Genomic DNA, 23,554 nt, shown 5'->3' with positions numbered 1-23,554 from the left:
CTCCCCCCATTCTACGGGCAGCGCGGGGTGCTTCTTCCCGGACGCCCGGCGTGAACCCCGGCAAACGTCAGAGTCGGGCGATCGGGAGCAGCCGTCCGATCTCCGCTGCGCGCCCACCCGACGCCTCCACCGCACCCGAGTCCACGGCCCCGGCGAAATCGATGCTGCCGACCACCAGACGCAGCCACGTCCGCGGATCGGTCTCGACGACGTTCGGTGGTGTCCCCCGCGTGTGACGCGGGCCTTCGATGCACTGGACGGCCACGAAAGGCGGCACCCTGACCTCCACACTCGACCCAGGGGCTATCTGCTCGAGGCTGCGGGCACTGAGCCGCACAGCGGCGGCGAGATCGGAGCGCGGCGGTTTCTCGTCGCTCTCCCCCCTCATCCACGGACCCACCCGTTCGAGAGCTGCGCGCAGTTCGGCGGGGTCGACGGGTCTCCGGGGTGCCATGGCAGCACACCCTAGCGACGCGCGTCGCGCTCGGAAGTACGCAGCCTCGTCGCGATGCCCACGGCGACGGCCCCGCCGGCGTTGATCGCCAGGTGCAGGAGCATCGGCGCGACGACGCTGCCGGTCCGTCGTCGCAGTTCGTCGAACACCACCCCGCTCAGGGCGGTGAGCGCGACGGTTCCGGGCACCGAGTCCCCGGCGTGCCGGGCGGGGGCGACGTGCCAGAGCCCGAAGGCTACCGAGGTCAGCACCCGGTGCCACCTCCGTGACTCGCGGCGGGTCAGGGCGTACAGAACCGATCGGAACAGCAGCTCCTCGGCCAGGACCGTCCCGAAGGGGATGTGCACGAAGACCCACTCGGTGTGGTCGGCGCGTCGCGCTCCGGCGGCCATCCGCCGTCGTACGGGTGGGACGGCGAGCATCACCGTGTAGGCCGCGACGGGCAGGACCACCGACGCGGTCCCCCACCGCAGGCCCTTCCCTGCCCCGCGCCAGCCGAGCTCGGTTGCGGAGACCCCGGCCGCGCGGGTCGCCGCGGCGAGCGCGACACCGAATCCGGCGTTCGCTGCGGCCCGGCCGCGCGGACCGAGATCCATCGCCGGGAGGACGAGGTTGTTCCACGCGACCAGCGCGGCGGCACATCCCGCAGCGGTGCAGCTCATGGCGGAACCGGTCACTGCAGCGACTCGCGATGTCATTTCTCGGGCCCGTCGTCCTCCGCGAACGCCTCGAGGGCGATGCGCACCCGCTCGGTGTCGTTCTCGCTCCAGCCCTCGGGCTGGGTGATCTCGATCCATCCCTCGAGCACCGCCGACCCGTAGTTGTGGCCGTGTCCGTCGGGGACGCCGGCAGCGTTGGTGAGGTCTGCGGAGACCTGCCAGAAGGTGACGAAGGGGAACCACCGCATCTGCGGCAGCCGGTCGCGTCCGGGCGGCTCCGACAGCCAGTCGGGGCGGGAGAACAACAGGTCCGGCGACCACCAGACGACGGGATCCGAGGCGTGCTGGATGTAGAGCACGCGCGGCGACAGCCACGGTGTGTCGGGCTCGTGGATCGCCTCCCGGCTGTCTGCGAAGCGCACGACGAGACCGTCCGCGTACACCGGTTGCACCTCGGTCGTGCCGGGATCGCGGCGCTCGACGAGCTGCCGCCACAGACGGTTGGAGTTGGGCGGGCCCACCCACAACACCCCGTCCATCTGGGCGCGGATCTCGGCAAGGCTGTCGAAGGCACCCTCCCCCGACTGCGTGCCGAGGCTCTCGCCGTAGAGGAACAGATCGGGGCGGTCGTCCTCGGGCAGCTGCGACCAGCGTTCGTGTACCCGCTCGATCAGCATCTTGCCTGCGGCCGCAGCCTTCTCACGGTCGGCGAGGAAGGAGATCCAGCTCGGGAGGTAGGAGTACTGCCAGGCCACCATCGCCAGGTCGCCGTTGTGCACGAGCTCCATCGCGCGGGCCGCGGTGGGATTGACCCAGCCGGTGCCGGTGGTGGGGATCAGGACGAGCGTCGAGCGGTCGAAGGCACCGGTCCGCTCGAGTTCCGCGAGGACGAGGTCGATGCGTTCTTCCGGGGTGGGTGCGGTGTCGAGACCGACGTACACGCGGATCGGTTCCGGTGCGGGACTGCCGTTGACGGCGGTCAGTTCCTCGGCGTCGAGTCCTCGCGAGACGAAGTTGCGACCCTCGAATCCGAGCGTCTCCCAGGCCGCGAGGGACTCGGGACTGCCGGACTTTGCGGGGTCGACCGGTTGGATCGCCCCGGGACGAGTGGTGTCGTCCTCCAGGCCGAACGCCTGATTGACGATCGCGTAGGAGCCTCGGACGAGCACGCCGTCGATGAGCATGAAGGTCGCCAGCACGACGACGAGAACGCCGAGCGTGCGGGCGAGACCGAGCGGCATCCGGGTGCGGCGCATGAGCAGCATCGACACCCAGCGGACGATGTCGCGCAACCCGCGCCACAGAGCGATGAGGGCGGCAGCGACCGCGACGCTCAGCACGATGGTGCGCAGATATCCCGAGGTCGTGGTGCCCTCGACACCCATCAAGGCGGCGAGCTGGCGTTGCTCACCGGCGGAGAGCACGAGCGCGACGAGCGACGCGAGAACGGCCGCGACCGGAACCGCGACCTTGATGGCACGCAGCACAGGCAGCGGCGGCGGCCACCATCGCCACGCGGGGAGCAGGAAGCGGGCCACGGGCCAGCCGACGACGCATCCGACGCCGTACCCGATCGCGGCGTTGATGCCGCCGATCAGGCCCTGGAAGAGCCAGTCGCGTGGAAGCAGCGACGGCGTCAGCGACCAGCAGAAGAACAGCGCGGCGAAGGCGACGCCCGTGAAGTCCAGGCCGAGCCACCCCCACACCCGCGCGGTGAGGGGGTGGCGCTCACCGAAGTCGGTGACCGCGGCGATGATCCGGCCCTGCCGGGCCTCGAACGCCGCCAGTCGATCGACCTGGGTGGCCGGCACGGTTACCCGAACAGGGCAGGCAGGGTCCCTTCCCACACCTCGCGCAGCTCGGTCATGGGGATCGAGAACAGGCCCTGGATCTCGACGGAGTCGGATCCCTCGTCGACGACGCCGATGCGCACCCACGGCATGTTGCGTGCGGTGCACATGCCCGTGAAGCGCGATTCCTCGGTGCGCGGCACGGCCACGAGCACGCGGCCGGCAGATTCGGAGAACAACGTCACGAACGGATCGGCGCCCTCGGGGAGCAGCACGCGGCAGCCGGTCTCGCCCGCGAGTGCGGCCTCGACGACGGCCTGCGCGAGACCACCCTCGGACAGGTCGTGTGCGGCGGAGATCAGGCCGTCGCGCGAACCGGCGGTGAGGATCTCCGACAGCAGCCGCTCACGGTCGAGATCGACCTTCGGCGGGACACCACCGAGGTGGTCGTGTTCGACCTGCGCCCAGATGGAGCCGTCGAACTCGTCGCGGGTCTCGCCGAGCAGGATCAGCGTCTCGCCCGGCTCGAGGCCGACGCCGGTGGGGATGCGACGGTGCACATCGTCGATCACACCGAGCACCGCGACGACCGGGGTCGGCAGGATCGCGGTGGCGCCGGTCTGGTTGTAGAAGCTGACGTTGCCACCGGTGACGGGGATGCCGAGCTTCGCGCAGCCGTCCGCGAGGCCGCGCACGGCCTGCTGGAACTGCCACATCACGCCGGGGTCCTCGGGCGAACCGAAGTTCAGGCAGTTCGAGACGGCCTTCGGCGTCGAACCGGTGACGGCGACGTTGCGGTAGGCCTCGGCGAGGGCGAGCTGGGCGCCCGTGTACGGATCGAGCTGCGTGTAGCGGCCCGAAGCGTCGGTCGCGAGCGCGATGCCGCGGCCGGTCTCCTCGTCGATACGGACCACACCGGCGTCGGCGTTCTCGGCGAGCACCGTGTTGCCGCGCACGTAGCGGTCGTACTGCTCGGTGATCCACTTGCGGCTGCACAGCGCCGGCGACGCGAGCATCTTCAGCAGCGTCTCGCGCAGCTCGTCGGCGGTCTCCGGACGCTTCAGGCCGGCGGTGGTGTTCGCGATCAGCTCGTCCTGCGAGGCCGGGCGCTCGACGGGGCGCTCGTAGACCGGGCCCTCGTGCGCGACCGTGCGCGGCGGCACGTCGACGACGGTCTCGCCGTGCCAGTCGATGACGAGGCGGTCGCCGTCGGTGACCTCACCGATGACGGTGGCCAGGACGTCCCACTTCTTGCAGACGTCCATGAAGGCATCGACGTTGTCGGGCGTGACGACCGCGCACATGCGTTCCTGCGACTCCGAGGACAGCACCTCGGCCGGGGTCATGCCCTTCGCGCGCGTCGGGACACGCTCGAGGTTGATGTGCATGCCACCGTCGCCGGCGGCGGCGAGCTCGGAGGTCGCGCAGGACAGACCGGCACCGCCGAGGTCCTGGATGCCGACGACGAGCTTCTCGCGGTAGAGGTCGAGGCAGCACTCGATGAGCACCTTCTCGGTGAAGGGGTCGCCCACCTGCACGCTCGGGAGCTTCTTGGGGCGGCCGCCGGCGCTGTCGTCGAAGGTCTCGGAGGCGAGGACGGATACGCCGCCGATGCCGTCGAGGCCGGTGCGGGCGCCGAACAGGATGACCTTGTTGCCCGTGCCGGAAGCGTGGGCGAGGTGCAGGTCCTCCACGCGCATCGCACCCGCGCACAGCGCGTTCACGAGCGGGTTGCCCTGGTAGGAGGCGTCGAAGACGGTCTCGCCACCGACGTTGGGCAGGCCCAGGGAGTTGCCGTAGCCGCCGACACCGCGCACGACACCGTCGACGACGCGACGGGTGTCGGGGTGATCGGCGGCGCCGAAGCGGAGCTGGTCCATCACGGCGATCGGGCGGGCGCCCATGGCCATGATGTCGCGGACGATGCCGCCCACGCCGGTCGCGGCGCCCTGGTACGGCTCGATGTAGGACGGGTGGTTGTGCGACTCGACCTTGAAGGTGACGGCCCAGCCGTCGCCGATGTCGACGACGCCGGCGTTCTCACCGATGCCCGCGAGCATCGACTCACGCATCTCGTCGGTGGTGGTCTCGCCGAAATAGCGCAGGTGCACCTTCGACGACTTGTACGAGCAGTGCTCGGACCACATCACCGAGTACATGGCGAGTTCGGCGTCGGTGGGGCGACGGCCCAGGATCTCCTTGATCCGGGTGTACTCGTCTTCCTTCAGACCCAGCTCCCGATAGGGCTGAGCGGCGTCGGGGGTTTCGGCGGCGTGGGAGACGGTATCCACGTGCGGTGACACTGGGCGTCGGGTCCCTTCACTCTGGGATCGAAAACGGCAGGCCGGGCGGGAACTGCCGCGGATCAGTCTATCGTTGTGCAGGCGCGACGGGGTTCACCGGTGCGGGCACGAACCCCGACGGTGTGACGGCCACCTCGGTGCCCAGCGCATCGAGGGTGACGGTGCCCGAGTGCTCCCCGTCGAATCGGTACCACCCGTCGACGAGCGTGAAGGTCGCGATCACCGGTGGTCCGCCGAGATCGACGATCCAGTACTGCGGGACGCCGGCCTCCGCGTATTCGGAGAACTTCGTGACGCGGTCGGTGCGGGCCGTGCCGTCGACGGTGACCTCCACGACCAGCTTCACCTCGGAGATCGGCGCCCGATCGGGATCGGCGTCGACGAGGGAGCGTCCCACGACGATCACGTCGGGGCACCGCACCGTCAGCGGCTTCTCCGCGACCAGCACCTCGACGCCTCCGAGCGCGCACCATTCGTCGGGCAGCTTCTCGTCGAGGAGCAACGCCAGGGTCACCGCGGCATGATCGTGCGCCGCCCCCGGCGCGGGCGCGGCGAGGAGCACGCCCTCACACACCTCCACATGGTGCCCGTCGGATTCGGGCAGGGCCGCCCACTCGTCGAGGGACAGCAGATGATCGGGGTAGGACGGGACGTCCACTGCATTCCCCCGTTCTCTCCGACCGGACACGACCGTCTTCAGTGTGTCACCGGCGGGTGCTTCGGGGCGGGCGAACGCGGTCACGATGCCGGGGTCAGGAAAGCGGTCAGGGCCTGCGCATAGCTCGCCACGTCGTCCGCGCCCATGAACTCGCGCGCCGAGTGCATGGCGAGCTGCGGGGCGCCGACGTCGACGGTCGTGATGCCGGTCCTCGACGCGGTGATCGGGCCGATCGTCGAGCCGCACGGCAGGTCGGCGCGGTGCACGTACCGCTGCAGCGGGACCCCCGCCTGCTCGCAGGCCAGCACGAAGGCTCCGGCGCCGGTCGCGTCGCTCGCGTAGCGCAGGTTCTGGTTCACCTTCAGGACCGGTCCGCCGTTGACCGCGATGCGGTGGGCGGGTTCATGCCGCTCGGGGTAGTTGGGGTGCGTGGCGTGCGCCATGTCGCCGGACGCGACGATCGAGCCGGCGCGGGCGCGGAGGAACTCCTCCCGGCCGCCACCCCGGAGCAGGACGATCCGTTCGAGGACGGTGTCGAGCAGTTCCGAGAAGGCGCCGCGGTCGGACATGCTGCCGACCTCCTCATGGTCGAACAGGGCGAGGAGCGGCATCGGGCCACCGTGCGCTGCGACGTGTTCCGCGGCGGCGAGAAGGGCGTGCAGTCCGGCGTAGCAGGTGCCCTGGTTGTCGAGACGCGGTGCGCTGACCAGGTCGCGGCCCGGCCCGACGACCGCGCTCGGTGCGAGGTCGTGGGTCATCAGTTCCCAGCCGAGCACCGCGCCCGGGTCGATTCCGTGCTGCTCGGCGACCCACGCGATGAACGAGCGCGGTTCGGTGCCGACTCCCCAGACGCCGTTGACGTGGCGCTGCGGATCGAGCTGGACGCCCTTGCGGTCCTCGGACAGGTGGATGGCGAGCTGCGGGACACGCAGGACCGGCGCGTCGACTCGGACGAGGACGTCCTCGGTCGTCTCCGCCGCGCGCACGGTGAAGCGGCCGGAGATGCCGAGGTCGCGGTCGAGCCACGAGTTGAGCCACGCACCGCCGTACGGTTCGAGTCCCACCATCCGCCAGCCCGCCGATGTGAGGTCGGGATGCTGCTTGACGCGCAGGTTGGGGCTGTCGGTGTGCCCGCCGACGATGCGGAAGGGTGCGGCCGGATCGTCGGCGACACCCTCGGTGCTCCATGCGATCAGCGACCCGCCGCGTACCAGGAAGAAACGTCCCGGTTCGGAGGGCCAGGCCTGCTGCTCGTGCAGTTCGACGAAGCCCGCCTCGGTCAGCGCCGCGGCGACGGTGGCGCAGACGTGGAACGGCGACGGCGACAGGTCGACGAAATTACAGAGACCCCGAGCATCGGCACGCGTGGAAGACATGACTGCATCTTCGCATCACGGACAGCGGGACCGCCGACCGAAAGCGCCGGCCCGCTCTCCTCGTACGAGTGTCAGTGCCCCTCGGCGACGCAGAACAGGTTGCCCTCGGGGTCGGCGAGCGTCACCCAGCGGAAGTCGTCGCCCATGTCCTCGCGGTGGACCTCCTTCGCGCCGGCCTGCACGAAGCGCTCGACCTCGGCGTCGAGGTCGGGGGCGGCGAGATCGAGGTGCACGCGGTTCTTCCCGGGTGTCGGATCGGACACCTTCTGGAAGCCCAGCCTGATGCCCTGTGGCAGGGCAACGATGAAGAACCAGCCGTCGTTCTCCTGCTCGATGCGGCCGCCCGTACGCCCGGCCCACCATCTCGCGATCGGAGCCGGATCGGTCGTGTCGAAGGTGATCATCGCAATGGTCGCTGTCATGGCGCGACGGTACCGCCGGGGACCGACACGCAACGCCCGTCGACGGACAGGCCCGATTTGGGTAGTCCTACTCAGGACAAGACGATTCGGCTCCGGCAGACTGATCCGCGATGTCGCGCATGGGGGATGACGACGACATCGCGCCCGGGACTTGATCGGGGGGTCGAGCTCCGGGTTGTAGGGACGAGGGATTCCGCAGCCGATCGGGACGGTGGCGGGGTCCCTCGTTCCGTCTCTCCTGTCCCGGAACTTCGGTTCGAAGGATTCCTCGAGCCCGCCGGAACGAGCGACGCCCCCACGACCCGGGAGGGTCGATGGGGGCTTCGCCGGAAAATTCCGGTCAGGCGGTCACGCGTTGACGACCGCGTCCAGCACGCTGTAGAACATGCCGAGTCCGTCATCGCTGGGGCCGGTGAGCGCCTCGGTGGCGTGCTCGGGGTGCGGCATGAGACCGACGACCCGGCCGTTCGCCGACGAGATGCCGGCGATGCCGCGCTGCGAACCGTTCGGGTTGTCGCCCGCGAAGCGGAACACCACGCGACCTTCACCCTCGAGCTCGTCGAGCACCTTCTCCGATGCCTGGTAGCGGCCCTCACCCGACTTGAGCGGGATGAGGATCTCGGCGCCGGCCTCGTAGCGCGAGGTCCACGCGGTGGTGTTCGACTCGACCTTCAGCCACTCGTCGCGGCAGACGAAGTGCAGACCGGCGTTGCGGGTGAGCGCGCCGGGCAGCAGACCCGCCTCGCACAGCACCTGGAAGCCGTTGCAGATGCCGAGGACGGGCATGCCCTTCTGCGCGGCCTCGACGACCTTGCCCATCACCGGTGCGAACCGTGCGATGGCACCGCAGCGCAGGTAGTCGCCGTAGGAGAAGCCGCCGGGCACGATCACCGCGTCGACCCCCTTGAGATCGGCGTCCCCGTGCCACAGGCTCACGGCCTCACCACCGGCGAGCTTCACCGCGCGGGAGGCGTCGACGTCGTCGAGCGTGCCCGGGAAGGTGATGACTCCGATGCGTGCGCTCATGCGTCACCGTCGATCCGCCGGATGGCCCAGTCCTCGATCACCGTGTTGGCGAGCAACGACTCGGCGATCTTCTCGAGCTCCTCGTCGCCGACGCTGCCGTCGACTTCGAGCTCGAAACGCTTACCCTGACGGACGTCGGTCACGCCCGCGAAGCCCAGCCGCGACAGCGCCCCGGTGATGGCCTGACCCTGGGGGTCGAGAATCTCGGCTTTGGGCATGACTTCGACGACGACACGCGCCACGTGCTGCTCCTCGGTAGTAGTGCTGACGCCCGGGGACGGACACCGGACATCCAGCAGTTTACCGGCCGTGGCCACCGGGAAGGGCATCGGCCGAGGTCCTCCTCGTGCGAGACCCGTCACCCCCGTTCAACGCCGCTCGGCAGCAACGAGTTCGCGCACGCGGGGCGCGACCTCACCGGCGAAACGTTCGAGGTCGGACCGCGACCCGTCCGCGGTCTCCGCGAAGGTGCCGGAGATGTTGTAGAGCCGGCGGATCGCGGCGGGATCACGCCCGGCACGGTGCGCGCCCTCGTCGACGCGGGCGCTCATCTCCCCCAGCTTCTCGGGCCCGGCGGCGAACGAACTCGGCAGCCATCCGCCGGCGAAGCGGCCGGTGACGTCGAGCATCCGCTTGCCGTAGGCGCCGAGCCAGATGCCGAGAGCGTGCGCGGGGAACGGGCCCCGCTTCGCGCCGGTCAGCCGGTAGTACGTGCCGTCGATCCCGGCCGCGCCCTTCTCGTCCGACCACAGAGCACGGATCACCTCGATCGCCTCGATCAGTGCGTCGACCGCTTCGCCGGGGCTGCGATGCGGTCCAGGCGCTCTCCGACACCACGGCGAGGTCGACGACGCCCACCGGATCGGCAGCGGACGGCGTGAGGAAGATGCCGAAGCGGAGTTCCTGTCCGTAGTCGGTCATCGGGCTCCTCCCGACGGCATACTCGACGACATGCAACTGACCCATTTCGGCCATTCCTGCATCCTCGTCGAACACCTCGGCGCGAAGCTCCTTTTCGACCCCGGAAATTTCTCCCACGGGTTCGAGGGCATCACCGGACTCGACGCGATCCTCGTGACCCACCAGCATCCCGACCACGCCGATACCACCCGGCTGCCCGCGCTCCTCGAGGCCAACCCCGGAGCGCAGTTGTTCTCCGACCCGCAGTCGGCGAACCTGCTCGACGGCGACTGGACCGCCGTGCGTCCCGGCGACTCCTTCTCGGTGGGTTCGCTGACCGTACGCGGCACCGGCGGACGGCACGCGGTGATCCACCCCGACATGCCCGTCATCGACAACACGGCCTTCCTCGTGGGCGACGACGAGAATCCGTCGCGGCTGCTGCACCCCGGCGACTCGCTGTACATCCCGCACGAGCGCGTCGACGTGCTGGCCCTGCCGTCGACCGCGCCGTGGCTCAAGATCTGGGAGGCGATCGACTACCTGCGCGCGGTGAATCCGCGGGTCGCCGTGCCGATCCACCAGGGCATCGTCAACGACAACGGTCGCGGCATCTTCTACGGCCGGTACAGCGAGATGGCGCCGGAGGGCACCGAATTCCGCGTGCTGCCGCACGAAGACGGCGTCGAGGTCTGACGCTGCGGAGCGCGAAACGGTCGTCGGCGCGGGATGTTTCGCGCTCCTACGACCGTTTTGCGCTCTGCTGTCCCAGTCGACGCCGACGGGAGGTTCAGCGGGCGGCGGCGCGACCCGCCGCCCGGCCCGAGAAGATGCATCCGCCGAGGAAGGTGCCCTCGAGCGACCGGTAGCCGTGGACGCCGCCACCACCGAAGCCGGCGACCTCACCGGCGGCGAAGAGGCCGTCGAAGACCGACCCGTCCGACCGCAGCACGCGCGAGGACAGGTCGGTCTCGAGCCCGCCGAGCGTCTTGCGGGTGAGCAGGTGCAACTTGACCGCGATGAGCGGTCCGGCCTTGGGGTCGAGGATCCGGTGCGGCGCCGCGATGCGGACGACGCGGTCGGGTACGTAGGCCCGCGCCGAGCGCACCGCCGCGACCTGCAGGTCTTTGGTGTACTTGTTGTCCATCTCGCGGTCCCGGGCCTCGACCACCGAACGCACCTGCTCGTAGTCGAGCGGCGCCTCGGGGGTGAGTTCGTTCATGCCCGCCACGAGATCGGCGAGCGTGTCGCGGACGACGAAGTCGACACCGCGCTCCTTGAAGGCCTCGACCGGTCCGGGGGCACCCGACCTGACCCGCTGCAGCAGCAGGCGGAGGCTGCGCCCGGTGAGATCGGGATTCTGCTCGGAGCCGGAGAGCCCGAACTCCTTCTCGATGATCTTCTGGTCGAGCACGAACCAGGTGTGGTCGTAACCCGTGCTCACGATGTACTCGAGGGTGCCGAGCGTGTCGAAGCCGGGGAACAACGGCACCGGCAACCGCTTGCCGGTGGCGTCGAGCCACAGCGACGACGGGCCGGGCAGGATGCGGATGCCGTGATCGGGCCACACCGGGTCGTAGTTGGTGATGCCCTCGGTGTAGTGCCACATGCGGTCGCGGTTGACGATGTTCCCGCCGGCCTTCTCGGTGATCTCGAGCATCCGGCCGTCGACGTGCGCGGGCACACCGCTGAGCATATGCTTCGGCGGCTCCCCCATCCGCTTCGGCCAGTTCTTCTTCACGAGGTCGTAGTTGCCGCCGATCCCGCCGGAGGTGACGATCACGGCTCCGGCGGAGAGCTCGAAGTCCCCGACGACGGTGCGGGAGGACGCCACGCCGCGCGCCGCGTCGGTGGGCTCGAGGATCGCTCCGCGCACACCGGTGGCGGCGCCGTCGGTGACGACGAGTTCGTCGACCCGGTGGCGGTGCTTCAGCGTGACGAGACCGCGTTCGACGCCTTCGCGGAGCTTGCACTCGAAGATCTCGACGAGGCCCGGACCGGTACCCCAGGTGATGTGGAATCGCGGGACCGAGTTGCCGTGCCCTGCAGCGTCGTATCCGCCGCGTTCGGCCCAGTTGACCATCGGGAAGATCTTCAGCCCGCGCTGCTCGAGCCAGGCGTGCTTCTCCCCCGCGGCGAACTCGACGTAGGCCTGGGCCCAGCGCCGCGGCCAGCGGTCCTCGATCTCGCGGTCGAAGCCGGCGGTCCCCATCCAGTCCTGCAAGGCGAGTTCGTAGGAATCCTTGATCCCGAGTCGTCGCTGTTCGGGACTGTCGACGAAGAACAACCCACCGAACGACCAGAAGGCCTGCCCACCAATGTTGTTCGAGTTCTCCTGATCGACCAGCAGAACCTTGCGACCGGCGTCGATCAGTTCACCGACCGCCACGAGCCCCGCGAGTCCCGCCCCCACCACGATCACGTCAGCATCCATGGCCGCCAACATTACCGAGCGGATGCGGCGACCGGGAGCACCGGCGGGCCAGGCGGGATCACGCCACGCGGCTGTTCGACGGACGCGGCCGCCAGGCGTGGACGGTCGGTTCGGCACCGTGGTGCAGCGCGAGGTCGACGGCGTCGAGGATCGCCTGCCGGGGGCCGGACTCGGCGAGCCGGGGAGCGGCGATCGCCAGACGCAGCAGCTCCCCGCGCCGCGCCGTCCGCGACGCGCCCATCACCATCGCGCGGCAGCGCCACACGTCCGACCCCGCACCGTCACCGAGCGCGTACAGCCGCGTCTTCGTCACGGTGCCCGCCACCAGATCGTGGATCCCCGCGTTGTCCGCCATCATCCGGAAACCGACCTGCGGAAGTGCTGTCACTGCGCCCGGCGACGCGCGCCATCGCGGTGGTGCGAACAGCCGGGTGCGCAGTCCGGTCTCCTCGAGCACACGGTCGGCGGCGAGCAGGCGCAACCGTGCTTCGTGCTCGGGCAGCGTCGCGAACTCGGCGCGACGTCGCTTCGTCGCCGCCTGGTCGTAACCGTGCAGCACGATCGCGTCGCCGCCCTCGCGTCGCTCGAGCAGCCACTCCTGCGTCGCCGGATCCCGCACGAGGCGGTAGTGGTCTTTCAGGCGGGGTGCGACGAACAGCGACAACGGCACTCCACGCGCGTCCGTCTCACGGGCGAAGGCGTCCACGAGGTCGCGCGTGACGTCCCGGATCCCCGACACCGACACGATCATCCGTCCGCTCATGCCCCCGAGCCTGCTGCACTCGGGTGAACGGCGTCCTGCCCGACCGGGAAGTCCGGATGAAGACTCGGGCCGGCGATCCGCATCCCGTTCATCGGGACAGTGTCGACGGCCACACGGAGCCGGGCATACCGTCCGGGCGTGGCAGTCCCGAACCAGACCTATACGCGCCTTCTCTCCCCCGGCACCATCGGGCCGATCACCCTGGACAACCGCGTGGTGATGCCCGCCATGGACATGAACCTCTGCGAGGACGGGGAGATCGAGCAGGGCGACATCGATCATTTCGTCGCCCGCGCGGCCGGAGGCACCGGGCTGATCGTCACCGGATGCTGCGCGGTCGCCTATCCGGCGGGATGCACCAGCACGAAGGAACCCGGCCTGTCCGAGGACCGGTTCATCCCCGGCCTCCGCGCACTGACCGACGCCGTCCACGAGGCCGGCAGCAAACTGTGCGTGCAGATGGTGCACCACGGCAAGGTCGCCCGTATCGACACCCTGCAGGGCCGGCCGCAGCTCGTGCCGAGCATCCCGAAGCCGCCGGGCGACATGAGCGCCATGGCCGACTGCACGCCCGCGGAACTGCAGCGCATGGCATCGATCCAGGGTGGCGCGCAGGCCACCTACAACGAGGCCTCCGAGAGCGACATCGAATGGTTGATCCGGATGTTCGCCGAGGCCGCGGGCCGGGTCGCCGCCGCCGGAGCGGACGCCGTCGAGATCCACGCCGCCCACAACTACGTGCTCGGCGCCTTCCTCAGCCGCTACACGAACCAGCGCACCGACGGATACGGCGGGTCGCTGGAGAACCGGGCCCGGCTGACCTGCGAGGTGATCCGCGCGGTCAAGGCCGAGGTCGGCGACCGCCTCGCCGTCATCGTGCGGCTGGCAGGGCAGGAATACGGTGAGACGGACGGCCTGACCGTCGAGGAATCCGCTGCTGCCGCAGTGCTGTTCGAGCAGGCCGGTGCCGATGCACTCCACGTCACTGGCACCGCGCTGAACGCGTTCGCGAATTTCACCGACGGCCCGTTGCCGGACAAGGTCGGCTACTACACCCACAACGCGGCGGTCATCAAGCGTGCGGTGTCGATCCCCGTCATCACCGTCGGCCGCATGCTGCCGGAGGTCGGCGAGCGAATGATCGCCGAGGGCGTCACCGACTTCGTCGCGATGGGACGTCAGTTGCTGGCCGATCCCGCGCTCGTCGCCAAGCTCAAGCAGGGCCGCAGCGAGCAGATCCGCCCGTGCATCAACTGCTATGTGTGCGTGCAGGAGAACTTCTGGGATGCCACGCCCATCTGTGCGGTCAATCCGGCGCTGGGCAACGATACACTCGTGCCGTTCGTCCGCACTGCGGCGCCGAAGCACGTCGTCGTGGTGGGTGCCGGGCCGGGCGGCCTCGAGACTGCGCGGGTCGCCACCGAGCGCGGGCACCGCGTCACCGTCCTGGACAAGACCGACCGGCTGGGCGGGACCCTGTGGTTCTCGACCCTCACCACCCCCGACAACGAGCGGCTGCTGAAATGGCTGACGGCCGAGGTCACCCGCCTCGGCATCGACGTGCGGCTCGGCGCCGAGGCCACCTCCGCATCGATCCGCGCCCTGAAGCCGGACGTGGTGGTCGTCGCGACGGGCGCCGTGCGGGAACGTCCCACCGTGCCGGGCGGGGACTTGCCGCACGTGCACACCGGCGACAGCATGCGTGCGCTCATGACGGGTGCGGGCGACGTCTCCGATCAGTCCCCGGTGCTGCGGGTGATGGGCCGGGTGGGCAGGCTCGCCGGTATCACCACGAGCCCTCGGAGGATCCGTGATCTGAGCCGGCGGTTCCTGCGTTTCCTGCCGATGGCGAAGGACGTCGTCGTGATCGGCGGGTCGCTCGTCGGGCTCGAACTCGCGGAGTTCATGGCCGAGCGGGGAAGCCGGGTGACGCTGCTCGCCGAGGGGAAGCAGCTCGGGGTGCCGATGGCGATGCCGCGCCGGTGGACCGCCGTCAAGCACGCGCGCGAGGTCGGCCTCGAGGTGCATCGTGGTGCGACGGTTCAGCGCATCACCCCGAAGACGGTGGAGTTCACCGTGGGTGGCGAGACGAAATCGGTACGCGCCCGCATGGTCGTGGTCGCGTCCGGTGTGTCGGCGGCAGCACCGCTCGCCGACGAACTGGCCGGCTCGGACATCGATGTCCGCGTCGTCGGGGACGCGGGTCGGGTCGACTACATCGAGGGCGCCATCCACAGTGCCTGGAAGGTCGCGACCGAACTCTGAAAACAGGCTGGTGACGACCGATCTGTGAAACAGCGGGTGGCGGCCGGCTCGCGCACTCACGAACCGGTCGCCACCCGTCGGATCAGGCTTCCCGGTCACCCGGCGCCGCGAACCTGTCGCGGTGCACGGCCTCCTCGAGCTGGCGCCCCTTGCGCCAGCCGAACCGTTCGAGGTCGGGTATCTCCTGGAGCCGCGTGACCGGCCCGACACACAGCCACGCGATGGGACGCACGGGTGCGCTCACTCCGACGAAGTCGGCGAGGAAGTCCTCCTCGTAGAACGACACCCATCCCACGCCGAGCCCCTCGGCGGTCGCGGCGAGCCACAGGTTCTGGATCGCCAGCACGGCCGAGAACAGGCCGGATTCGTCGATGGTGTGACGGCCGAGGATGTGCTTGCCGCCGCGTTCGGGGTCGTAGGTGACGACGACGCCGGTCCCCGATTCGACGATGCCTTCGATCTTGATGGGGTCGAAGGTGCTCTTCCGGTCCTCGGGGAGCGAGTCGGCGAACGCCTGCCGGCAACCGGCGACGTGCTCGGCGAACTCTTTCAGCCGCTGTTCGTCCTGTACGACGACGAAGTCCCAGGGCTGGGTGTTGCCGACACTGGGTGCGTGATGGGCGGCCCGCAGGATGCGCATCAGCGTGTCCTCGTCGAGCCGTTCCCCGCTGAATTCTGCACGGACGTCGCGACGCATGCGGATGATGTCGTACAGCGCGTCCCGCGCTTCTGTGCCGAACATGTCAGGCCGGCAGGATCTCTTCGAGGGCGTCGAGGATCTCGGGCGCATCCGGTTCCGTGCGGGGACGGAAGCGCGCGGCGACCGTGCCGTCGGGAGCGATGAGGAACTTCTCGAAGTTCCACTGGATGTCGCCGGCCTCGCCGGAGGCATCCGGGTGCTTGGTGAGCTCGGCGTAGAGCGGATGCCGGTTCTCGCCGTTGACCTCGATCTTCTCGAGCAGCGGGAAGGTCACGCCGTAGGTGGCGGAGCAGAACTCCTGGATCTCCTCCGGCGTTCCGGGCTCCTGACCCATGAACTGATTGCACGGCACGCCCACGACGAACAGTCCGCGGTCGCGGTATTCCTGCGCGAGCTTCTCGAGTGCCGTGTACTGCGGGGTCAGGCCGCACTTGGACGCGACGTTCACGACGAGTACCGCGTGGCCCTCGTACGAGCCGAGATTCGTGGGTTCACCCGAGAGGGTGTTGATCGGGATGTCCTGGAGAGGCGTGGTCATGCATCCAAACTATCGTGTGCCCGATCACTCCCCCGAACATCGGCGTGCTACATCTTCTCCCCCGGCAGCGCGGCGGCCTGTCTCACCCACTTCCGGACCTTCTCCTCGTCGAGGTCCTCGAGCCGGCGGATGTCGTGATCACGCCGCCGGCGCGTAGTCGCTACAGAAATGGCTGTCCGCTACGGAAAATTTCCGTAGCGGACAGCCATTGTCATAGCGGATGCCGGATCAGACGGACACCTTCTCCAGCTTCGCCGGTTCGCGCTCGGGAGCGGGCTCGTGATCGTCGACCATCATGCTTTCGTCGAACGGCAGCCGTCCGCTGAGCACCTCGTCGACGCGGTCACGGTCCACCGACTTGGTCCACGTGCCGATGAGCAGGGTCGCGATGGCGTTGCCGGAGAAGTTGGTGACGGCACGCGCCTCGGACATGAACCGGTCGACACCGACGATCAGGCCGACACCGTCGAGCAGGTCGGGGCGGTGGCTCTGCAGACCGCCGGCCAGCGTCGCCAGACCGGCACCGGTGACCCCGGCCGCACCCTTCGAGGCGACGATCATGAACAGCAGGAGCGAGATCTGCTCACCCATGTTCAGGGGACTGCCCATCGCGTCGGACACGAACAGGGCGGCCATCGTCAGGTAGATCGCGGTGCCGTCCAGGTTGAACGAGTAACCGGTGGGCACGACCACGCCGACGGTGGTGCGCTGGACACCGAGGTGCTCCATCTTGGCGATCAGACGCGGCAGCGCGGACTCCGACGACGACGTCGCGAAGATGAGGAGGTACTCGCGGGCGAGGTACTTCACGAGCTTGAACACCGAGACACCGGAGACCGCTCGCAGCAACGATCCGAGAACACCGAAGACGAACACGACGCACGTGAGGTAGAAGGCGATCATCAGAACACCGAGCTGCAGGACCGCGCTCAGACCGGTCTGGCCGACGACGTTGGCGATGGCACCGAAGGCACCGATCGGGGCGAGCCACAGGATCATCGTCAGGATGCGGAAGACCAGCTTCTGCAGGTGGCCGATGCCCCGCAGGATCGGTTCACCCGACTTGCCGATGCCCTGGATGGCGAAGCCGACGAGCAGCGCCACGAACAAGGTCTGCAGGACGCTGCCCTCGGTCAGTGCGGACAACAGGGAGGTGGGGATGATCGACGCGATGAAGTCGACGGTGCCGCCGGCGGCATGCGCCTTCTCGGCGAGTTCGGCACCCGAGCCGGCGTTGGCCGGATCGAGGGTGAGCCCCGAGCCCGGGTCGAGCAGGTTGCCCACACCCAGGCCGATTGCGAGGGCCACGGTCGACATGCCCACGAAGTAGATCAGCGCGAGTCCACCGATCCGGCCGACGCTCGCCGCTGCCCGGACCGACCCGATGCCGAGCACGATGGTGCAGAAGATCACCGGGCTGATCATCATCTTGATCAGGTCGACGAACATGGTGCCGAGGACACCGAGCGACTTGCCCGTCTCGGGGGCCAGCCATCCGACAGCGATACCGGCGACGACGGCGATGATGACGCCGATGTACAGCCAGTGGGTACGGTCGCGGCGTTTCTCGCCCCGCACGGTTGTGGTGCTCATGGAGTGCCCTTCGATCATGCGCGGGCTCGTCGCGCGATGTTCACGGATAACGGGATGCGGTGACGCACCGGCGAGGACTCGGGAATCGACCGTGGTTCGGTCGGGTACTACGGGACCCTGGTAGGGGCCGCTCCGCGCCCGGGTGGTGACCGGCATCACGTCCACATAAGGACATGGTGGTGGCCGGGTCGCCGCGGGAGAAGTTTGTGTACATAGTGTTCACGGGAGGTGAACGGTGAACCGTCGCCAGGCGAGACCGCCGATGAGCGTGGCGGGCCAGCTGCTCATCCTCCAGCTGGTGGTGTTCACGGTGATAGCGATCGTGGCGGGTGCGCTCATCGTCGTCGACGAACGCCGCGACGCCGACGAGGCCACGCGCCGCACCGTGACGGATATCGCAGTGACAGCCGCGCTCTTCCCGGAGGTCGCGGACGGGTTGCTCTCCCCCGATCCGACCGCAGCGCTCCAGCCCCGCGCCGAGCAGATCCGCGAGGCGACAGGGGTGGACTTCGTCGTCGTCGTGGACCCCGAGGGCATCCGCGTGACACATCCGGTGCCGGAGCAGATCGGGTTGCCGTACACGGGCCACACCGATGAGGCCCGTTCGGGCACGCCGTTCACCGAGACGTACACGGGCAGCCTCGGATCGTCGATCCGCACCATCGCGCCGGTCTACGACGACGGCACGCTCGTCGGATTCGTGTCGGTCGGGGTGACACGGGAGAGGATCGCCGAGAACTTCGTGCGGAGCCTTCCGGGCATCGTCGGCCTGGTGGCGGCCGGGCTCGTGGTCACCGCGGCGGGCGGATACCTGATCGCGCGGCGCCTGCGCCGTCAGACCCTCGGGCTCGATCCCGACCAGCTGCGGCGCATGTACGAACACCACGACGCCGTCCTGCACTCGATCGGCGAAGGGCTGCTGGTGTTCGGTGGAGCACCCGGCGCCTCACCGCAGGTCGACGTCGTCAACGACGAGGCACGCCGCCTGCTCGGCCTTCCCCCGACCGGGCCGGTCCCCTTCGACGCCCTGCCCGAGACACTGCGCGAACTCGCAACCACCGGCGAGGCACGCGACGAGGTGCACCTGACGCGCGACCGCACCCTCGTCGTCAACAGCGACGCGGTGAACTGGAACGAGCGCCGCATCGGCACCGTCGTCACCCTCCGCGACCACACCGAGTTGCGCGGTGTCCTCGGTGAACTCGACTCGGTCCGCGGATTCGCCGAGTCGCTGCGGGCGCAGGCCCACGAGTCGGCGAACCGTCTGCACACCATCGTCACGATGGTCGAACTCGGCCGGACGGAGGACGCGGTCGCGTTCGCGACGCAGGAACTGGCGGTCTCCCAGCACCTGATCGACAGGTTGACAAGTGCCATCCACGAGCCGGCGCTGTCGGCGTTGCTGCTCGGCAAGATCGACGAGGCGGCCGAGCGAGGTGTGGAACTGACCGTCACCGACGACACGGAACTGGGCCCGGTTCCGTCCATCCCGGCGCGCGATATCGTCACCCTCGTCGGGAATCTCATCGACAACGCCATCGACGCCTCCCATGCGTCGGACGACCCATGGGTGGAGGTGACTGTGCGTCGGGACGATTCGTCGATGATCGTCGAGGTCGCCGACAGCGGGCCGGGGATGTCGCCGGAGGTGCTGGCCCAGGCCATGCAGCGCGGCTACTCCACCAAGTCCGAGCAGCGCGGCCTCGGACTCGCACTCGTCGCCCAGGTCGTGGCGCGTCACGGGGGAACTTTGCGCACCGAACCGTCGCTGGGTTCGATGATCGTCGCCGTGATCCCCTTGGAGAGCCGGTCGTGATCCGGGTGCTCGTCGTCGAGGACGAACCGCTCATCGCCGAGGCCCACCGCGAATACGTCGGGAGGGTGGACGGATTCGAGGTGGTAGGTGTCGCGCACACGGGTAGCGACGCCGTGCGGGCGGTCGCGTCGGCTGCGCGGGTGGGCACACCGGTGGATCTGGTGCTGCTCGACATCGGGCTCCCCGACACGAGCGGCCTCGAAGTGGCTGCACGCCTGAGCGCCGGTCGTCCGAGTCCCGACATCATCGCCGTCACGTCGAACCGCGATCTGGAGGTCGTGCGGACGGCGGTCGCGCGGGGTGTGGTGCTGTATCTGCTCAAGCCGTTCACCTTCGCGGCACTGCAGGACAAGCTCGAACAGTACGTGGCCTACCGCTCGGCGTTGCGCGACGCCGAGACCGCGGCGGGCCAGCACGATATCGATCGCGCCATGTCGGCTCTGCGCACGAGCAGTTCCCGTCCGTCCACACCCAAGGGCATCTCCCCCGACACGCTGTCGAAGATCACCGATTTCCTTCATCACGCCGACGGGCCGCGAACCGCTGCGGAAGTCGGATCGGCCGTGGGGGTCTCACGCGTGACGGCGTGGCGTTACCTCGAACGGCTCGCCGACGACGGAGCCGCGACCCGCTTCACCGAGTACGGCCGCGCCGGCCGGCCTCAGGTCCGGTACGAACTGCGCAGGTGAGCGGTCTGCTATCGGCTACACAGTTCGTCATTCGCGTCGGCAATTGCTGCGGCGAATAGCGAGAACGCGAGCGGATACCGAGCTCAGCCCGCAGCGGTCTCCGCGCGGCAGGCGCCCGACGTCTCGAGCACCCACGCGAACTCGAACGCGACCTCGCGCCACTTCTCGTACCGGCCCGACACACCGCCGTGTCCCGCGCTCATCTCCGTCTTGAGCAGCAACGGCGCATCGCCGGTCTTCGTCGCGCGCAGCTTGGCGACCCACTTGGCGGGTTCGACGTAGAGCACGCGCGTGTCGTTGATGCTGGTGATCGCGAGGATCGCCGGGTAATCCTTGGCCTCGACGTTCTCGTAGGGGCTGTACGAGCGCATGTACTCGTACACCTCTGGGTTTTCGAGCGGGTTGCCCCACTCGTCCCATTCGATCACCGTGAGCGGCAAGGACGGATCGAGGATCGACGTGAGCGGGTCGACGAACGGGACGTTCGCGAGGATGCCCGCGAACAGCTCGGGTGCGATGTTCGCGACCGCACCCATGAGCAGGCCACCGGCACTGCCGCCGTCGGCGACCAGCTTCTCCGGGCTCGTGACGCCGGCGTCGATCAGGTGCCGCGCGCACGCCACGAAGTCGGTGAAGGTGTTCTTCTTCGTCAGCGACTTGCCGTTCTCGTACCAGTGCCGGCCCATCTCGCCGCCGCCGCGCACGTGCGCGACCGCGAAGACCATGCCCCGGTCGAGCAGCGACAGGCGTGCGACGGAGAAGGCCGGGTCGATGCTCGCTTCGTACGAGCCGTAGCCGTACAGCAGCGTGGGCGCGTTCTCGGGGGTGCCCTTGCGCGCGACGATCGACAGCGGGATCTTCGTGCCGTCCTCGGCGGTCGCCCACTCGCGGCGCTGCTCGTAGAGCGTCGGGTCGAACTCGCCGAGCACCGGCTGCGACTTGAGCAGCTTCAGCTCACCGGTGCTCACGGTGTAGTCGTAGACCCGGCTCGGGGTGATGAACGACGTGTAGCCCAGACGCAGTGTGGGCTGGGTCCATTCGGGGTTCGCGCCCGGTCCGACGGCGAAGAGTTCCTCGTCGAACTCGAGTTCGGTGAGCTTGCCGTAACCCTCGTCGGTCAACGGCCACACCGCGAGTCGGGTGAGGGCTTCGCGGCGGTAGCCGAGCACGAGGTGTCCCTCGAACGCGTCGACGTCCTCGAGGCGCACGTCGTGCCGGTGCTCGATCAGGGTGCGCAGCGCGGACGGGTCGTCGACGGGAGCCTCGGCGAGGACGAAGTTCTCGGCCTTCTTCCCCGTCTCGGGGTCGACGTCGTTGTGCAGGATCAGGAAGCGGTCCTCACCGGCGATCACGGCGTGCTCGGCACCGTACTCGACACCTTCGCGGCGCGGCAGGATCACACGGAATTCGCCTGTGGGGTTCTCGGATTCGAGCACCCATCCCTCGGTGGTGATCTTCGAGCCGACCCAGATCATGAGGTACTTCTCGCTGCGGGTCGAACCGATCGACACCCAGTACCGCTCGTCGGGTTCGTGGAAGACCTTCACGTCCTCGTCGACGGAGGTGCCGAGCTTGTGCCGCCAGACGGTGTCGGGCCGCCACGACTCGTCGACCGTCTGGTAGAAGACGTGGCTGTGGTCGAGCGCCCACGTCGCTCCCGGTGCGGTGCCGGGGATCTCGTCCGCCCGCATCTCACCGGTGGTGAGGTCCTTGATGCGCAGGGTGTAGCGCTCGTCGCCCACGACGTCGGTCGAGTACGCGAGCAGCGTGCCGTCGTGGCTGATCGAGAACGCCCCGAGCGAGAAGAACTCGTGCCCTTCCGACTCGACGTTGCCGTCGAGGAGCACCTGCTCGCCGGGGAGTTCCACACCAGGCGTGACGTCGGGCGGTGTCCAGTCGTCGGCGTCGGCGATCGGGCACCGGCACTGGATCGCGTACTGCTTGCCCTCGACGGTGCGGGCGTAGTACCACCAGTCACCCATCCGGGTGGGGACCGACATGTCGGTCTCCTGGGTGCGCGACCTGATCTCCTCGAAGATCGCCTCACGCAGCGGAGCGAGATGTTCCGTCTGCGCCTCGGTGTACGAGTTCTCCGCTTCCAGGTACGCGACGACCTCGGGGTCGTTCTTGTCGCGCAGCCATTCGTAGTCGTCGACGAAGGTGTGCCCGTGATGGGTGCGCTCTAGCGGCACCTTCTTCGCGACCGGCGGAGTGATCTTCGAGGAGGTCATATGCGGTCAGCCGATCCAATCGTCGAAGGACAGTCCCGAAATACGTTCGTACGCCTCGATGTAGCGAGCTCGCGTCTTGTCGACGACGTGCTGCGGCAGCGGCGGGGGCGGGGTGTCGGAGGCGCGGTCCCAGCCCGATTCGGGTCCGGTGAGCCAGTTCCGGACGATCTGCTTGTCGAAGCTGGGCTGAACCTTGCCCTCCTCGTACTCGTTCGCGTCCCAGTAGCGGGACGAATCCGGGGTGAGGACCTCGTCGGCGAGCACCAGATTGCCGGCCTTGTCGAGACCGAACTCCAACTTGGTGTCGGCGAGCAAGATGCCGCGGTCGGACGCGTACATGGCGGCGCGGTCGTAGATATCGAGCGTGTCCTGGCGCAGCTTCATCGCCAGGTTCAGACCGACCTTCTCGACGACGTCGTCGAAGGAGATGTTCTCGTCGTGGTCGCCGAGCGCAGCCTTGCTGGCCGGGGTGAAGATCGGTTCGGGCAGTCTGCTGGCCTCGACGAGCCCCTGGGGCAGGGTGACACCGCAGACGGAGCCCGTGGCTTGGTAGTCGAGCAGGCCGGAGCCGGTGAGGAAGCCTCGGGCGACGCACTCGACGGGCACCATCTCGAGGCGCTTGACCACGAGTGCGCGGCCGAGGACCTCCTCGGGGATACGCTCGTCGTCGGGTTCTCCCGCGAGGTGGTTGTTGGTGGCGTCGAGCAGCTTGAAGAAGAACACGCTCATCGCAGTGAGGACCCGCCCCTTGTCGGGGATCGGGGTCTCGAGCACGTGATCGTAGGCCGAGATCCGGTCACTGGCGACGAGGAGCAGGTGCTCGTCGTCGATCACGTACAGATCACGCACCTTGCCGCCGGCGAGGTGTTGGTAGGACTCGAGTGAAGGACGCACGCTGACACCCTAGTGCTCATCGAGTGGGCGTACCGCACCCCGT

General features: G+C 68.8%; 21 protein-coding genes. 4 read left to right on the top strand and 17 right to left on the bottom strand.

The genetic code is table 11. The annotated features are described in order from the left end of the window. Positions 1-67 precede the first annotated feature (67 nt). The 10 genes from AC6CID_RS05160 to AC6CID_RS05115 all read right to left on the bottom strand — a co-directional run bounded on the left by AC6CID_RS05160 (position 68) and on the right by AC6CID_RS05115 (position 9,452). On the bottom strand, positions 68-454 hold the full coding sequence (locus tag AC6CID_RS05160) for a sterol carrier family protein (protein ID WP_024103011.1): 387 nt from the start codon (positions 452-454) through the stop codon (positions 68-70). Between the two features lie 11 nt (positions 455-465). Then, a complete protein-coding gene (locus AC6CID_RS05155) occupies positions 466-1,116 on the bottom strand; it encodes a CPBP family intramembrane glutamic endopeptidase (protein WP_033096965.1) in 651 nt (216 codons plus the stop codon). Between the two features lie 32 nt (positions 1,117-1,148). Then, positions 1,149-2,924 (bottom strand): alpha/beta hydrolase, encoded by a 1,776-nt coding sequence (locus AC6CID_RS05150; protein WP_064061100.1) that lies wholly within the window; start codon positions 2,922-2,924, stop codon positions 1,149-1,151. Between the two features lie 2 nt (positions 2,925-2,926). After that, on the bottom strand, positions 2,927-5,206 hold the full coding sequence (gene purL / locus AC6CID_RS05145) for a phosphoribosylformylglycinamidine synthase subunit PurL (RefSeq protein WP_024103009.1): 2,280 nt from the start codon (positions 5,204-5,206) through the stop codon (positions 2,927-2,929). A gap of 67 nt (positions 5,207-5,273) precedes the next feature. After that, on the bottom strand, positions 5,274-5,948 hold the full coding sequence (locus AC6CID_RS05140) for a Uma2 family endonuclease (protein ID WP_231781116.1): 675 nt from the start codon (positions 5,946-5,948) through the stop codon (positions 5,274-5,276). Further along, on the bottom strand, positions 5,945-7,240 hold the full coding sequence (locus tag AC6CID_RS05135) for a M18 family aminopeptidase (protein WP_220666534.1): 1,296 nt from the start codon (positions 7,238-7,240) through the stop codon (positions 5,945-5,947). Before AC6CID_RS05135 ends, AC6CID_RS05140 begins: the two co-directional genes overlap by 4 nt. Before the next feature lie 71 nt (positions 7,241-7,311). Then, positions 7,312-7,662 (bottom strand): VOC family protein, encoded by a 351-nt coding sequence (locus tag AC6CID_RS05130; protein ID WP_033096835.1) that lies wholly within the window; start codon positions 7,660-7,662, stop codon positions 7,312-7,314. 348 nt (positions 7,663-8,010) lie between these two features. After that, positions 8,011-8,688 carry a phosphoribosylformylglycinamidine synthase subunit PurQ gene (purQ, locus tag AC6CID_RS05125; RefSeq protein WP_006551823.1) on the bottom strand — a complete coding sequence of 226 codons (678 nt, stop codon included), beginning with the start codon at positions 8,686-8,688 and terminating at the stop codon, positions 8,011-8,013. Beyond that, a complete protein-coding gene (purS, locus tag AC6CID_RS05120) occupies positions 8,685-8,930 on the bottom strand; it encodes a phosphoribosylformylglycinamidine synthase subunit PurS (protein ID WP_006551824.1) in 246 nt (81 codons plus the stop codon). The genes purQ and purS overlap by 4 nt, the downstream gene beginning before the upstream one ends. Before the next feature lie 126 nt (positions 8,931-9,056). Further along, the gene (locus tag AC6CID_RS05115; protein WP_006551825.1) at positions 9,057-9,452 is read right to left on the bottom strand and encodes an LLM class flavin-dependent oxidoreductase; all 396 of its coding nucleotides are present in this window, start codon (positions 9,450-9,452) and stop codon (positions 9,057-9,059) included. A 187-nt stretch (positions 9,453-9,639) separates the two neighbouring features. Here AC6CID_RS05115 and AC6CID_RS05110 point away from each other — a divergent pair, with 187 nt between their 5' ends. Further along, complete coding sequence (locus tag AC6CID_RS05110) at positions 9,640-10,284, top strand: MBL fold metallo-hydrolase (protein ID WP_006551826.1); 645 nt, start codon at positions 9,640-9,642, stop codon at positions 10,282-10,284. 94 nt (positions 10,285-10,378) lie between these two features. On the opposite strand, the gene AC6CID_RS05105 is transcribed toward AC6CID_RS05110, so the two are convergent. Beyond that, positions 10,379-12,022: an FAD-binding dehydrogenase gene (locus AC6CID_RS05105; protein ID WP_220666533.1), complete on the bottom strand. Its 1,644-nt coding sequence runs from the start codon at positions 12,020-12,022 to the stop codon at positions 10,379-10,381. Between the two features lie 58 nt (positions 12,023-12,080). Then, positions 12,081-12,785, bottom strand: coding sequence for a DUF2334 domain-containing protein (locus AC6CID_RS05100; protein ID WP_024103003.1), 705 nt, complete (start codon positions 12,783-12,785; stop codon positions 12,081-12,083). Between the two features lie 138 nt (positions 12,786-12,923). Here AC6CID_RS05100 and AC6CID_RS05095 point away from each other — a divergent pair, with 138 nt between their 5' ends. After that, positions 12,924-15,050 (top strand): oxidoreductase, encoded by a 2,127-nt coding sequence (locus AC6CID_RS05095; protein ID WP_498353654.1) that lies wholly within the window; start codon positions 12,924-12,926, stop codon positions 15,048-15,050. An 82-nt stretch (positions 15,051-15,132) separates the two neighbouring features. On the opposite strand, the gene bluB is transcribed toward AC6CID_RS05095, so the two are convergent. From bluB to AC6CID_RS05080, 3 genes are all read right to left on the bottom strand, one after another. Then, complete coding sequence (gene bluB, locus AC6CID_RS05090; protein WP_019290034.1) at positions 15,133-15,792, bottom strand: 5,6-dimethylbenzimidazole synthase; 660 nt, start codon at positions 15,790-15,792, stop codon at positions 15,133-15,135. Position 15,793: 1 nt separating this feature from the next. Further along, a complete protein-coding gene (locus AC6CID_RS05085) occupies positions 15,794-16,288 on the bottom strand; it encodes a glutathione peroxidase (protein WP_019290035.1) in 495 nt (164 codons plus the stop codon). A gap of 228 nt (positions 16,289-16,516) precedes the next feature. Further along, a complete protein-coding gene (locus tag AC6CID_RS05080) occupies positions 16,517-17,881 on the bottom strand; it encodes a cation:dicarboxylate symporter family transporter (RefSeq protein ID WP_033096838.1) in 1,365 nt (454 codons plus the stop codon). Between the two features lie 262 nt (positions 17,882-18,143). On the opposite strand from AC6CID_RS05080, the gene AC6CID_RS05075 reads away from it, so the two are divergent. Continuing rightward, entirely contained in the window at positions 18,144-19,697 is a 1,554-nt protein-coding gene (locus tag AC6CID_RS05075) for a sensor histidine kinase (protein WP_006551833.1), read from the top strand. After that, positions 19,694-20,386, top strand: coding sequence for a response regulator (locus AC6CID_RS05070; RefSeq protein WP_494292705.1), 693 nt, complete (start codon positions 19,694-19,696; stop codon positions 20,384-20,386). The genes AC6CID_RS05075 and AC6CID_RS05070 overlap by 4 nt, the downstream gene beginning before the upstream one ends. Positions 20,387-20,469: 83 nt before the next feature. Here the strand turns inward: AC6CID_RS05070 and AC6CID_RS05065 are convergent, their stop codons facing one another. After that, complete coding sequence (locus AC6CID_RS05065; RefSeq protein ID WP_072740524.1) at positions 20,470-22,617, bottom strand: S9 family peptidase; 2,148 nt, start codon at positions 22,615-22,617, stop codon at positions 20,470-20,472. Between the two features lie 6 nt (positions 22,618-22,623). Further along, complete coding sequence (locus AC6CID_RS05060) at positions 22,624-23,511, bottom strand: phosphoribosylaminoimidazolesuccinocarboxamide synthase (RefSeq protein ID WP_006551836.1); 888 nt, start codon at positions 23,509-23,511, stop codon at positions 22,624-22,626. Positions 23,512-23,554: the final 43 nt, after the last annotated feature.

It is taken from the genome of Rhodococcus sp. GQ147, assembly GCF_059759155.1.
This window is presented reverse-complemented; position numbering and strand designations above follow the sequence as displayed.